The organism is Marinobacter sp. JSM 1782161 (assembly GCF_011421605.1).
Lineage (GTDB): Bacteria > Pseudomonadota > Gammaproteobacteria > Pseudomonadales > Oleiphilaceae > Marinobacter_A > Marinobacter_A bohaiensis.
Genome location: NZ_WSSA01000002.1, coordinates 1795111 through 1808299, shown reverse-complemented (window position 1 = coordinate 1808299; position 13189 = coordinate 1795111). Strand labels below are relative to the sequence as shown.

Below are 13189 nucleotides of genomic sequence, written 5' to 3'. Positions count from 1 at the left end.
GCCCGCATGATTGAACTGACACAACGTATCGCCCCGGTCGAGTCGGCGGAAATCTTCGACAGCCTGACCCTGCCGTTCGAGCTGCGCATCCGCGGCCGCCTGCGGGCCACCACGGACAACGGCACCGACGTGGGCCTGTTCCTCGATCGCGGCCCCGTGCTGCGGGACGGCGACTGCCTGCAATCCGCCGGCGGCGAAGTGGTCCGCATCCGCGCCGCCGACGAGCCGGTGGTCACCGCCCAGATCCCGGCCGGCCTGCCGCTGGCGCGCCTGTGCTACCACCTGGGCAACCGCCACGTGCAACTGGCCATCGGCACGATTGACGAGACGCTCGATGGGGGCTCTGGGCAGTCCGGCTGGGTCCGCTTCCCGCCGGATCACGTGCTGGAAGAACTGGCCGAACGCCTGGGCGCCACCCTGAAGCACCATCAGGCCCCGTTCGATCCCGAGCCGGGCGCCTATTCCCAGGCGGGGCACTCGCACGGTCACAGTCATGGCCACGGGCATAGCCATAGCCATGGAGATAGCCACGGCCATTCGCACGATCACGACCACGGCCACGATCACCCGCACAGCCACGGACACGGGAGCGACCATGTCCACTGAGGCATCGCCCCTGGCGGATCTCAGCCTGCTCGGCCTGCTGCAACTGGTCAGCCCGGCGCTGCCCATCGGGGCCTTTGCCTGGTCCCAGGGGCTGGAAAGCGCCTTCGAGCTGGACTGGGTACGCAACGAAGCCGACCTGGGCCAGTGGCTGGCGGGCGTGCTGGACGACGGCCTGACCCGTTGCGAACTGCCCGTGCTGGCGCGCCAGCAACAGGCCTGGGCCGACGGCGACACCGCGACCCTGGCGCAGTGGAAAGACTGGCTCCACGCCACCCGGGAAACCGCCGAACTGAGCGACGAGGACATCCGCCTGGGCTCCGCGCTCACGCGCCTGCTCACCAGCCTGGAGCTGATGCCGGAAGACGGCCAGATGCCCCACGAGCCGGGCTACGTCACCGTCTTTGCCTGGGCCGCGCACCAGCGCAATGTGCCCGTGCGCCAGACGCTGCTCGGCTTCGCCTGGGCGTGGCTGGAAAACCAGCTCGCCGTGGCCTGCAAGGCGCTGCCTTTGGGGCACACCGCCGCCCAGCGGCTGACCGAACAACTGCGCCCGGCACTGGTGAGTGCCGTGGATAACGCCCTGGTGCTGAAGGACGACGAACTGGGCCCGATTCTGCCCGGCCTCGCCCTCGCCAGCGCCCATCACGAAACACAGTATTCGAGACTCTTTAGAAGCTAATGCGCTCGCCAACGCGCCCCCACAAACAACGATGAGGAACACACCATGAAACATTGTCTGCGAGTCGGGGTCGGTGGCCCTGTCGGTTCCGGTAAAACCGCCCTGCTGCGCCAGCTCTGCCTGGCCCTGCGCGATCACTACAACATCGCCGTGGTCACCAACGACATCTACACCCGGGAAGACGCCGATTTCCTGCTGCGCCACGAAGCCCTGGAAGCCGACCGCATTCTCGGCGTGGAAACCGGCGGCTGCCCGCACACCGCCATCCGCGAGGACGCCTCCATGAACCTGGCGGCCATCGACGACCTCCAGTCCCGCCACCCGGAGCTGGAACTGGTGCTGGTGGAATCCGGCGGCGACAACCTCTCCGCCACCTTCAGCCCGGAACTGTCGGACCTCACCCTGTACGTCATCGACGTCTCCGCCGGCGACAAGATCCCCCGCAAGGGCGGGCCGGGCATCACCAAGTCGGACATGCTGATCATCAACAAGATCGACATCGCCGAACAGGTCCACGCCTCACTGGACGTGATGGACCGGGATTCCAAGAAGATGCGCGGCGAGCGGCCGTTTGTGTTTACCAACCTGTATGACGGGGTGGGGCTGGACACGATTATCTCGTTCATCCTAGAACGCGGCATGTTGCCGGAACGTCGCCCAGAGAAAATTGAAGCCAGCGCCTGAGGTCCTGGTGACGCGAATGGCGGCGTTGCTCCGATGCTCGAAAGCGGTCCTACCAGCAGGTATGTCCCGCTCTCTGCGCGTCGGTGCGCCTTGCCCTTCACGCCACCAGAACCTCAGGTATTCGCCTGCTAATTGAACGCTAAGGTATCGCTAGAAATTCAACGGAGATAACCATGACACGACTCACCAAAACCCTGCTCACCGCCGGCCTCATGCTGACCGCCACGGCGGCCTCCGCCCACCCGGGCCACGGCCAGGGCGGCTTCACCAGCGGCTTGCTGCACCCCATGCTGGGCCTCGACCACCTGCTGGCCATGGCCGCCATCGGCTTCTGGAGCATGCGCCAGAGCGGCTGGATGAAACGCGGCACGCCGCTGTTCATGATCGGCGGCATGTTCCTGGGGGCCGGGCTGGCCTTCGCGGGCCTGAGCATCCCCGGCGTTGAAATCGGCATTGCGCTGTCCGTCATGCTGGCGGGTGTGCTGATCGCCACACTGGCGAAGATGCCAACTGCCGTAGGCGGAACACTGGTCGCTGCCTTCATGGTGTTCCACGGCTTCGCCCACGGCGCCGAAATGCCGGCGGGATCGCACTTCATGGCTTACATGGCCGGCTTCGGCATCGCGACACTGATCATTGCCTTCGCCGGCCGTGGTCTTGGTGCGTTACTGATGAAGACTGACAATCGGGTATCACAGGCCGTTGGTGCGGCCCTGGCAGCCACTGGAGCGTTTCTAATCGCGTAAGCCTGCCATAGGAAGACCCTCTCTTCCGGATTAGGAAGAGAGGGGGAGAGCCGTTGTAGTGAACCACGATCGACTTTTGTTTCATCTGTCGCTAGGTGAATATCTGCATAAAAGCGAGCAGAGTAAGAGTGACTAATTCTCGAAGAAGTCAATAATTTGCTTCGCCCAATCCGGGGAGGGCAAGCTTTCTTGGCCTGCTATCTTTCTATATGCATGCGAGAGTTCCCTTTTGACCTTGTCTGTGGCGAGCAGGTTTTTTAGTCTATCTTTGTTCTGATGTGAACCCATAGAGTCAAATTTGAACATCGACATTCGCCCCGTTAAATCTGAATACTTGGCGTTACTGTTGAGTCTGAAGTGCTTCAATACTCTGTTCAGATCATTGTCTTTTCTGGCGGTTTTTTGAATCGATTGCCACATGATTTTTGGGTCTAATAAGTCTTCGATTTCGGTGTTGATAGAATTGGTGCTGGCGACACTGATAATCGAAGACTTTTGAGACTCACGATCTAGGCTTAGGCGAGAGAATTGCAGTTTTTTATCGTAGTTTTTACTTGAATACCCGTTGATAACAATGGTCGACTTTGCGTCTGTGTCTATTAAGCAAAGAACTTTACCTTGAATGTTTTTGCTCTCTGCTTTGTCGCTAAACGGAACTGATAGAAAATCAAATATTTTTTTTACGTTCCCGCATCCGTTAAATGGTAGTATATTTAAGTTTTCTACTTTGTTGCTAAGATATGTGTCTAGGTATCTGGCGTCCTCAGCGCCTTCGCAAATAATCCAGTTTTGAGCGCTTGTTTTAATTACAGTCAGAAGAGAGCTCATGAGGTCAAAGTAACTTTTCATTTCTATGGAGTCGGGAAAGCTCCTTCTGTTGTCAAAAAGAGACTCCATGTTGAAGTTTGATATTTTTGTTAAGTTTTCTTCTTCTTCAATGAAGTGTAGTCTTCCCTTGCTTGGTCTTAGCAGTAGTCCATACCAGTGAGTTGTTAAAAATACTTGGTGTTGATGTTTTTCTGATATTTTTATAAGTCGAATGAACTGGTTAAATCGTTGTTTGGACTCCAGTGAGCTTTCAGGTTCATCGATTGCAACAATTATTTCTTTTGATTTTTCGTTTTCAGATGAAAGGAGTGTTGTTGCTACATCAATTAATGCAAGTCGCTGCTGGCCAGAGCTAAGGCTGTTAATGTTTTTTCCGTCTTTGGTTAGTGGTCTTATGCTGAAGTATTCTGAGAGTACAATCTTTAGTATGTCATTTGGTTTTATTGTTTTTTTGTGAGCGCCTTTAGGTTCAAATTTATAACCTTCAGATATGCTTTTGTTAATATCTTCTATATATCCATCTAGCTTCTGGTTTATGATGTCTACTAGACTTATTTTTTTGGTTCCCTGATTCTGGGTGTGCTCCTTTTTTTCCAGTATCGAGCGTATTTCTTGAATGACACTCTTATCCATTAGACTTTGGAGTTCATGAGCTTGCAGCGATAAGACATCGTTCATCCGACTCTCTACTGGTATGTAAATATAGCTGTAGAGTTTGCATATTGTTGAAAAAAGGTCGTTTATAAAGGTTTTCGAAACTCCCGCCCTTTTTGTTTGATCAAATATTTTTTTATGAAAAGTGCTGGTTAGTATTGTTGATCCTTCATAGTTTTTTCCTATTGATATAAGGAAATACTTTGCAGGATCGACTTTTTTTCGCAAATCATCTCGCCATTCTTGAAATTCTTTCGTTGATTCTGACTGATTTGTTACTGTGAAATCATTGCTCCAGAACGCATTGGATATAGCTTCTATTTTGGGATCGGGCTTCAGTTTTTCTTTTGGGATTAAAAATACCGGGCAAATTTGAGATCTAGACTTTTTTTGGCCGATAGTGGTTTCCCAAGACTTTGGGTCGACGTTATTAAGTATACAGTTTATAGATTCCAATAAAGTTGATTTTCCTGCCCCGTTTCCGCCAATGAGAATGTTTAGATTTTCATTATTATCCTTTATGAAAGGCACAAAATTTAGGTTTGAGTAGCATTTTATATCCCTTAAGAAAAGCCCCGCTATCATTACTCAATTTCTCCGTGCTTGGCAGGTATTTACGTTCAATATTTAATCATAAAAGTAGTGATTTTAAATATTCAAATTAATTAAGTATTTTCAGGATGTTGGAATCTGATAAATATGATTAGTTCATATATTTGATTTTTTTGATTTTATGAAATCTATTATGGCATGCGGCCTCTGTTCAACCTTGTTACTTGGACTATGGGAGTTTTTTTGAAAAAAGATGTTAAATCAATCGGTGATTGACACGCTGAAAGTCTATGGGGATGGTGCAGATTTATTTCCTGTCACTTACTGTTGAAGCAGCAGAGCTTTACTCTGCCGCTTCTGATTCATAATTTCCCTCATCGTGCTCTTGAACGGACTGCCGCTTTTCGATTTTTGGAGGCGGTGGTGTCCAGGCTTTCAACCACTGGCCGGCTTCTTGATAGTAGTGCGGGACCGCCTTCTCAAGCTCTTCAACGAATACCTTTCGCCCGCTGAACTTACCTGCTAAATCGACCTCATAAACCACTTCGAATGTTGTCGCGGTGGTGTTTGATGTGTCGGATTCGATGAGCTCTGGGGCTTCTCGAAGATCCTTTAACGGCTGGTATGTGGCTTCGGCTTTCCCAGGGCGAGTTGCCCTAATGAAGAATCCAGTCGGATTGGTCTTCTTGAGCTGGCGCAGCAGCCAGTTAGCTCTCGCTTTCGTACTCTGTTTGTCTTTAGGGGCAGCGAGTCGCATGGAGCAATAGATCATCCGCCGTTGGAGGTCGGCGGTCACTTCGATATCTGCGGCCGTGTTGATGATGCTGAGTGCACACTGGAGAGAAGGTGCTTTGCTGAAAGCTTCTGCGTCATCTTTGACGCGCTTTGCAGGATCAAGGCGGTGGTCGTTCTTCAGCTTTAGCGAGACATCGCTACCAGTCAAACGAGACATGATGAGACAAAGATCCCGCTGCTCCTGATGCCAAGCAGCGATGGTGTTTTGTACCTCATCGCTCGTTTTGGACAGCGAGGCGTTGCTTTTCACCTTGTTGACCACGTCCTTCCATTCCGCGTTCATCTGATCGAAATGGCTGATGCCGGAGCGATCGCTTTCGAAGTAACGCTGGATTTCGTTGAGTATGAAAATCTGATCTTCGTCTTCAACGCCATCGTTTTTCAGGAGCAGGGCGCATTGGGTTCTCACAAAAGCCCAGGACCAGTGGAATAGACTGACCGATTTCGTGGCGTTCTTCGGTAATGAGACCGGGTGATGCGTTGGCAGGGCAGAGAACTGGTTGGTGATGGTAATAACGGCATCGATTTTGTGAGCCTTCGCCTGCTGAAGGTATCGAGAAATCTGCTCTTCAGTAACGGACTCGTTCCCGATCTTCGCTTCAATGAGCGCTCGCCATTCCTTCTTACCGGTTCTGAGAATCAAAAGCCCGTCGGGGCGATCTTTGGGTTTGGGGGCCTTCTTGTCAGAGCTCTCGAAGACGACTTCGGTCCATGCTTCCAGCGTTGCCCTTGACCCGACTCGAATGCCAATCGATTTTAGCAAAGCCTGTCGGAGCTCGTAGACAGCTCGCATGCCTGCCAGCAGCACGGAGGCAGATTTTTGTTCCCGTGCGCTATCGGCAACGATGGGTATGAGACGAGCGGGTTCTCCACTTGCAAGAAATTCGGGACGGTCAGACACGGCGCGCTCCTTTCTGTTATTGATACCTTCCTAGTCTGTAGCCTAGTACGGCATCAGAGCGCTTGCCTGATCTCGGAGTATTGCGAATGCAAAAGCCTGTAAAACCTTGTCTTTGTAGCCTCTACCGCAGGGTACCGATGCGAGGTAGGGTAGTTGTTGTTGATTCTGGCGTTGGGTTTAATTTTTAGGGTGTGGGGGCGTTGTGCAAGATAGCTTTGCTGTAGCAAACAGATACTACAAAGAGTTTGAAAGTTATCATCCATATGTAGAGCTAAAAAGTTGGATGCTATGGCTGTTTTTACTTTCTGGATGTCTTTTTGTCACTGTTTCAACCAATTTTATTGTTACCTTCAGTGGAGATTTATCTGATCTTGGCTTCCTTTATCTGCTTCTCTCAGAGGTACTTTTCGTGATCTCCAGTTTGTTATTAAAGGACTATAGAGATAAGCGGCTTGTCTATGTTTTTAACAAGCGATATGGATGGTCATGTCAAACAGTTGATGAGGTTAAGAAGGAACGGCTTAAGCGGCTTTTGAACGCTCCCTCGTCAGAGTTTTCTGACAAAGCGGTTCAGTTTGATAAGGCTTTCGAGCTATATTATAAATACAGACCTGCCCTCGATTTCAGTGTTAAGTCATTTTCACGGTGGGTTTATTCCCCAGATGCTCGGCCTCGCATATTAACATTGCTCTTGTTTTTAGGGTCAGCCGTACTTTTGCTGACTGCTAGGGAGAATATTTCTCTTACTTCTCTTTTTGACTTTTATCATTCAGCCGAATGGTCAGAAATATTTACTGTTTACCTAATTGTGTTTTTTATAATAGCATTCGGCCTTATGTCTTTGTCGATAATTTTTAGAGTTTTAATTCAACTGCTCTATCTTTGGTCTTGGCGCACTAGCGGGTCTTCATATATAAATGAGAATATTTCTGGCTATATTGTTAGAGCTTTGCTTGAGCTACATGAGCCCCCTGTTAGCAGGCAGCAAACAGTTTTGACTAAGTTGAGGCGGCGCGGCAGTAAAAATGGGTAGTGATTGATGTGTTCAGGGCGCATGGTTAAGAAAAGTCAGACAGATTCATTCTTCGTTGCGCGCATCCAGCTCTCCGCCTCGTTTGGTATTGCTCGGTGGCCGGTCGACGGGCCTGACGCCCCGTCCCTGTTCTCCATGGCCGATCGTGGCCCGTACTCCGGCAAGCGCTCGGAACGCAACGGCGTAGCCGGCCCGGCTGGAAACGTCTCGCCGCCCGCGCAAATTCGGGCTGGCCGGGCCCGCTAAATCCGGTAACCTTGGGGCATCAACCATTCCCCGCCAGGGACGACGTCGAGCCATGTGCGAACTGCTGGCCATGAGCGCCAATACCCCCACCGATCTGTGTTTCAGTTTCACTGGCCTGACCCGTCGTGGCGGGGCCACCGGTCCCCACAAGGACGGCTGGGGTGTCGCCTTTTACGAGGGCAAGGGCGTTCGGGCCTTCCACGATGTCGATGCCAGTGCCAATTCCCGCATCGCCGAGGTGGTCCAGACCAGCCCGATCAAGAGTGAGGTGGCCATTTGCCACATCCGGCAGGCCAATGTGGGGGAGATCTGTCTGGCCAACACGCACCCGTTTATCCGCGAACTCTGGGGGCGGTACTGGGTCTGTGCCCATAATGGCCAGATTACCGGCTTCCGACCGGCCCCGGGTTACTACGAGCCGGTCGGCAGCACCGACAGTGAGGCGCTGTTCTGCGATATTCTGAATGACCTGCGACGCGACTGTGACCGTGACACCGCCACCGAGGTGATTGTCGGCCGGCTGGTCGAATTGGCTCGTGTTTATGCCCGTCAGGGGGTGTTCAACCTCCTGCTCAGCAACGGGGACTGGCTCTTTACCTACTGCAGCACCAAGATGGCGAGCATCACCCGCCGCGCGCCCTTTGGCCCCGCGCGACTGAAAGATGCCGATGTCATCGTCGATTTTGAATCGGAAACCACCCCTGACGACGTGGTCAGTGTGATTGTGACCGAGCCCCTGACCACGGATGAAATCTGGGACATCTACCAGCCCGGTGAGTGGCGCCTCTGGCGCCAGGGCGAAGTCATCATGCAGGGAAGCGCAGGCTCCGACTAGAAGGACGCCTTAAAAGAATGCCCGGGAAAACCGGTCTTGTGTCCGCGGTTTTGTCCGGTGGCGATTGAACCGAAGCCCGCAACAGCCGAGCTTACCCGTCAACGCACCACCGAGCTTTCTATGCAGGCTGATCCAATATCCTAGTTATCCATGGTCAGTTTCATGGATTGGGCTATGACTTTGGGATCGACGGGGCTGCCGTCCCGGTAGGTGACGCCATCCAGCCACGTCGCCACGGCATCCGGGTGTCGGTGCATCCAATAGCGAGCGGCCCGGTCCTGAGGAACAAACTCGTTCAGGATCATGTCCATCACCTGTCCTTCCATCGACAGTGAGAACTGCAGGTTGTCCAGAAGTGTCGCGACGTTCGTGCATTCTTCGGAGAATCCGGCGCGGGTGTTGGTGTAAACCGTTGCACCGCCCTGGTTGGGGCCAAAATAGTCGTCGCCACCGTCCAGGTAGGCGATATCAAATCGCTCGTTCATGGGGTGAGGCGCCCAGGCGAGGAAGACGATCCACTTGTTATCGCGGATTTTGCCATTCACCTGAGCCAGCATGATGCGTTCCGATGTCTCAACCAGATCGAACTGGCCCAAACCAAAGGCGTTGGTATCGATCATGTCGAGAATCAGCTTGTTGCCGTCGTTGCCTTTTTCAATCCCGTATATGCGGTCTTCAAACTTGTCAGCAAACTTGGCGATATCGGAGAAGTTTTTGACCCCGGCGTCATAGACCGATTGCGGTACCGCCAGCGTGTATTTTGCGCCTTCGAGGTTGGGGCCCAGCCGGGCTACCTTCTGGTCTTCGATCAGGGGATCCGCTATGGGGGCCATACTGGGCATCCAGTTGCCTAGGAAGACGTCGATATCGCCGTTCGCCAGAGCGTCGTACGTATCCACGACGGAGTGATCGGAAATATCCACGTCGTAGTCAAGCGCCTTCAACAGTTCAGACGCCACGGCGGTGGTCGCCTTTACATCGGTCCAATCGACAATGCCGAATTGTATTTGGTTACACGCTTCGGCTGCATAGGCCTTATGCCCAGCCACAACCGACGCAAAAATCGCCAGGAAAAATAGAGATCGCATGCCGCACCCGCACTCGTTGAATGAACGTTCAATCAATGGAAATTTGAGGCGAGAGTTTACCCAAAGCGGAGCCATGTTGAAATTAGCGGCGTCGTCAATACACGAGGTTTTGCGTTTTGCCCCGTCTTGCCTTGGTGACTTGATCAACGCTGTCGTTCCCGCCTCATACCAGAACCACGGAAGGAGCAAAGGGAATAGTCAGGGAAGGGTGACACCGTTGCGACTGGCGTGTGCCGGGGCGTTGTATCATGCAACGTCTTGGGAAAGTCGCCGGAGAGGATTACGAATCAGAAGACGACGGGCACGCCTGGTTATCGTGCCTTGATGAGGTTGGAGAGATCTTTGGCTGGGCATGCCTTGCCGGCTGTTTGATGCTCTCTCAAAAGACATGCGCCCGTTGAGCGGTGTCTACACGCAACGGGCGAAAAATAAAGGTGTACCGGTTTTCTCAATTAGAAAACGTAAATCACACCGATACCGACCTCGGCCTCATAATTGTGTCGGGACACTGGGCTATCCGCGATATCGTCGCCGTAGTGCTCGTAGAGTACTTCGCCGAACAATTGCCAATGCTCGGTAAAGTTGTATCGGTAGTTGTAGTTAGCGCCGATCGATCGGAATCCGCTATCAAGATCGGTGGGAGGGAGCCCCGAGGCGGCCGATTGGGTTGCATCAACGCCAAAATCACTGTTGGCCTGGTCACTGTCCTGAAACACCGCGACAATACCAATTTCCGAGCCGGTTCCGTCCGTCTGTGTTCCGAATCGATGACCGTATCCGATCAAGGCTCGATTTCCATTTGGGCCGAATATCAGACGGCCGTCTATCCAATCGCGCCACTCGCCGCTGAGATCACGACGGACCTGCAGTACGACTTCGGCCCCGTCATCCTGGTCTCCGAGGCCATCTAAATCCCCGTCGTCCGAGTCGGATTCCTGTCGTCCTTCGTCAAATCCCAGCGATGCCTCCAGCAACCAGGGGTCGGACACGAGCCCACGCCAACCAATGGCTTCTCCCGCAAAGTAGTAGATGTGATTGCCGCTACGCCACTGCAGCGCACCCGCAGGGTCGAATTCAAAATCGAAGTCGTCGGAACCTTCATACTCAGATTCATATTCAACGCCGACGCCCAATCCGATACCCCAGCCATCACCGTCTGTAAAGTCGTCCAGGGAAGGAAGAGGGACCAACACCGATCGGCTCTCTTCAGCCAATACGTTGTTTGTATAGGAAAATGCCAATAGGGGCACGGTTAACCAAAGAGCATTGGGTAACTTCATTAGGGTGCCCTCCGATAGAGGCGAAGTCGCACCAATAAGTATAGCTTTTCTAATTAGTTTGAGGGTGTTGAAGTGCCTGTTTTTTGACCAGCTCTGACGCCGCAGTGGACTTCTCCCAGTCGAGTGGGCACGCCTCGCGGCGAAATCCAGAAGTCCACTAAGCAGTAAACGGCTCAATGATTGAGGACAGGTCACCCCGTCCACTGAAAAACGAGAACGCCACCAGATCGCCGAAAACATAACCATCACGCGGTTCGGAAGGCGATAGATCAGTGCCGAAGCGGGAGCCCGGCTGGTATTGGGGCTGGCGGTACGATCGTCCGCTTTATCCTGGCTCGCAGGCAACGGCAACAACATTTGCTAGTATGACTGCCCCCTCATTCCCAAAACGATCAAACCCTGAAGCATGAACGCTCCCTTCAAACTGCGTCCCTACCAACAGGAAGCGGTCGATGCCACCCTGCGGCACTTCCGCCGATCCGACGAGTCGGCTGTGATCGTGCTGCCGACCGGAGCGGGGAAGAGTCTGGTCATCGCCGAGCTGGCCCGTCTGGCCCGGCGCAAGATTCTGGTGCTGACCCACGTCAAGGAGCTGGTGGAGCAGAATCACGCCAAGTACGAGAGCTATGGGTTAACGGGCGGTATCTTCGCGGCCGGGCTGAAGCGTAAGGAAAGCCGGCATCAGGTGACCTTTGCCAGCGTGCAGTCCGTGGCGGCGAATCTGGATCAGTTCAGGGATGCGTATTCGCTGGTCATCATCGATGAGTGCCATCGGGTCAGCGGGGACGACACCAGCCAGTATCACCGGATCATCGAACTGCTGCGGCAGCAGAATGATGCCCTCAAAGTGCTTGGGCTGACCGCCACACCCTATCGTCTGGCCATGGGCTGGATCTATCGCTACCACTACCGGGGCTTTGTCCGTGGCAGCCTCGATGGGCAGGACAAGCCCTTTCAACATTGCATCTACGAACTGCCGCTGCGCTACATGATCAATCGGGGGTACCTCACCAAGCCCGAGCTGGTGAACGCGGCGGTGGCGCAATACGATTTCTCCGCGCTGCCCCAGGACCGTTTTGGCGAATACGCCGAGAAGGACGTCAACCAGCTGCTAAGCAAGCATCAACGCGTGACCCGCGCCATCATCGAGCAGGTGATGGAGCTGGCCGGGGATCGCCAGGGCGTCATGATCTTCGCGGCCACCGTGGATCACGCGCGGGAGATCACCGGCTACCTGCCAGAAAGCGAAACCGCCCTGGTGACCGGCGCTACCGAACTGACCGAACGGGCATCGCTGATCCAGCGCTTCAAGCAGCGGGAGTTGAAGTACCTGGTGAACGTGTCCGTGCTCACCACGGGCTTTGATGCGCCCCATGTCGACTTCATCGCCATCCTGCGCCCGACCCAGTCCGTCAGCCTGTATCAGCAGATCGTGGGCCGTGGGCTGCGTCTGGATGAAGGCAAGCAGGATTGTCTGGTGATCGATTACGCCGGCAACCACGTGAACCTGCATCACCCGGAGGTGGGGGAGCCGAAACCGAACCCCGACAGCGAGCCGGTGCAGGTGTTCTGCCCGGGCTGCGGTTTCGCCAACATCTTCTGGGGCAAGACGGACGGTGACGGCCATGTCATCGAACACTACGGCCGCCGCTGTCAGGGCCTGCTTGGGGCCGCGGACGGGGATGACGCTGCAGCGTCGGACACACGTCCGCAACAGTGCGATTACCGTTTCCGGTTCAAGGAGTGCCCCCACTGCGGCGGCGAGAACGATATCGCGGCCCGTCGCTGTGGGCAGTGCCAGAAAGCCATCATCGATCCCGACGATCAGCTGCGGGATGCCCTGAAGCTCAAGGACGCCATGGTGATCCGATGCGCCGGGATCACGCTGAGCGCCCAGAACGGCAAGAGCGAGGGCAAACTGAAGATCACCTACCACGGTGAAGATGGGGAAGAGCTCAGCGAATCGTTCGATTTCAGCAAGCCACCCCAGCGCCACGTTTTCAACAAACTGTTCGGGCGCCGTTTGGCCGATAGCCGGGCCCCGAAAGTGTTCAGCCGTGCTGATGAAGTGCTGGAAATCGAAGCCTTGCTGCCATCCCCGGATTTCGTCATCGCCCGCCAGCAGAAGCACTACTGGCAGGTGCAGGAGCGGATCTTTGATTATCAGGGGAATTATCGTAAGGCGAATGAGGTGTGAGGTTTGCAAAATGTGCGGTTTGCAAAAAAAGGAAGCGGTACGTCGTTGCGAATTCCTGTGAGGCT

The 13189-nt window shown here is 54.1% G+C and carries 11 protein-coding genes; 7 read left to right on the top strand and 4 right to left on the bottom strand.

Translation table 11 applies throughout. The features are described from left to right. Positions 1-6: 6 nt before the first annotated feature. The 4 genes from ureE (at position 7) to GQB00_RS08045 (ending at position 2715) form a co-directional block, all read left to right on the top strand. Positions 7-606, top strand: a complete 600-nt coding sequence (ureE, locus tag GQB00_RS08060) for an urease accessory protein UreE (RefSeq protein WP_165855852.1) — start codon at positions 7-9, stop codon at positions 604-606. Continuing rightward, positions 596-1285 (top strand): urease accessory protein UreF, encoded by a 690-nt coding sequence (locus GQB00_RS08055; protein WP_165855851.1) that lies wholly within the window; start codon positions 596-598, stop codon positions 1283-1285. Before ureE ends, GQB00_RS08055 begins: the two co-directional genes overlap by 11 nt. A 45-nt stretch (positions 1286-1330) precedes the next feature. Continuing rightward, complete coding sequence (gene ureG, locus GQB00_RS08050) at positions 1331-1969, top strand: urease accessory protein UreG (protein WP_165855850.1); 639 nt, start codon at positions 1331-1333, stop codon at positions 1967-1969. A 173-nt stretch (positions 1970-2142) separates the two neighbouring features. Further along, a complete protein-coding gene (locus GQB00_RS08045) occupies positions 2143-2715 on the top strand; it encodes a HupE/UreJ family protein (RefSeq protein WP_165855849.1) in 573 nt (190 codons plus the stop codon). 132 nt (positions 2716-2847) lie between these two features. Here GQB00_RS08045 and GQB00_RS08040 read toward each other — a convergent pair whose 3' ends face one another. Together GQB00_RS08040 and GQB00_RS08035 are read right to left on the bottom strand one after the other, a co-directional pair. Further along, the gene (locus GQB00_RS08040; RefSeq protein ID WP_165855848.1) at positions 2848-4782 is read right to left on the bottom strand and encodes an AAA family ATPase; all 1935 of its coding nucleotides are present in this window, start codon (positions 4780-4782) and stop codon (positions 2848-2850) included. A gap of 310 nt (positions 4783-5092) precedes the next feature. Next, positions 5093-6445, bottom strand: coding sequence for a hypothetical protein (locus tag GQB00_RS08035; RefSeq protein ID WP_323127255.1), 1353 nt, complete (start codon positions 6443-6445; stop codon positions 5093-5095). Positions 6446-6647: 202 nt separating this feature from the next. Between GQB00_RS08035 and GQB00_RS08030 the strand changes: the two genes are divergently transcribed. Together GQB00_RS08030 and GQB00_RS08025 are read left to right on the top strand one after the other, a co-directional pair. Further along, positions 6648-7478, top strand: a complete 831-nt coding sequence (locus tag GQB00_RS08030) for a hypothetical protein (RefSeq protein WP_165855847.1) — start codon at positions 6648-6650, stop codon at positions 7476-7478. Between the two features lie 298 nt (positions 7479-7776). Then, positions 7777-8559, top strand: a complete 783-nt coding sequence (locus GQB00_RS08025) for a class II glutamine amidotransferase (protein WP_165855846.1) — start codon at positions 7777-7779, stop codon at positions 8557-8559. 140 nt (positions 8560-8699) lie between these two features. Here the strand turns inward: GQB00_RS08025 and choX are convergent, their stop codons facing one another. Continuing rightward, the gene (gene choX, locus GQB00_RS08020; protein WP_165856561.1) at positions 8700-9647 is read right to left on the bottom strand and encodes a choline ABC transporter substrate-binding protein; all 948 of its coding nucleotides are present in this window, start codon (positions 9645-9647) and stop codon (positions 8700-8702) included. Positions 9648-10099: 452 nt separating this feature from the next. After that, positions 10100-10927, bottom strand: a complete 828-nt coding sequence (locus tag GQB00_RS08015) for a MipA/OmpV family protein (RefSeq protein ID WP_165855845.1) — start codon at positions 10925-10927, stop codon at positions 10100-10102. A gap of 406 nt (positions 10928-11333) precedes the next feature. Here GQB00_RS08015 and GQB00_RS08010 point away from each other — a divergent pair, with 406 nt between their 5' ends. After that, complete coding sequence (locus GQB00_RS08010) at positions 11334-13124, top strand: DEAD/DEAH box helicase (RefSeq protein ID WP_165855844.1); 1791 nt, start codon at positions 11334-11336, stop codon at positions 13122-13124. Positions 13125-13189: the final 65 nt, after the last annotated feature.

Bases quoted from the DNA above. Each gene is read 5' to 3' on its own strand.
- GQB00_RS08015 (WP_165855845.1), bottom strand. From the start codon at position 10,927: ATGAAGTTACCCAATGCTCTTTGGTTAACCGTGCCCCTATTGGCATTT.
- GQB00_RS08045 (WP_165855849.1), top strand. From the start codon at position 2,143: ATGACACGACTCACCAAAACCCTGCTCACCGCCGGCCTCATGCTGACC.
- GQB00_RS08055 (WP_165855851.1), top strand. From the start codon at position 596: ATGTCCACTGAGGCATCGCCCCTGGCGGATCTCAGCCTGCTCGGCCTG.
- GQB00_RS08010 (WP_165855844.1), top strand. From the start codon at position 11,334: ATGAACGCTCCCTTCAAACTGCGTCCCTACCAACAGGAAGCGGTCGAT.
- ureE (WP_165855852.1), top strand. From the start codon at position 7: ATGATTGAACTGACACAACGTATCGCCCCGGTCGAGTCGGCGGAAATC.
- GQB00_RS08025 (WP_165855846.1), top strand. From the start codon at position 7,777: ATGTGCGAACTGCTGGCCATGAGCGCCAATACCCCCACCGATCTGTGT.
- choX (WP_165856561.1), bottom strand. From the start codon at position 9,647: ATGCGATCTCTATTTTTCCTGGCGATTTTTGCGTCGGTTGTGGCTGGG.
- GQB00_RS08040 (WP_165855848.1), bottom strand. From the start codon at position 4,782: ATGATAGCGGGGCTTTTCTTAAGGGATATAAAATGCTACTCAAACCTA.
- ureG (WP_165855850.1), top strand. From the start codon at position 1,331: ATGAAACATTGTCTGCGAGTCGGGGTCGGTGGCCCTGTCGGTTCCGGT.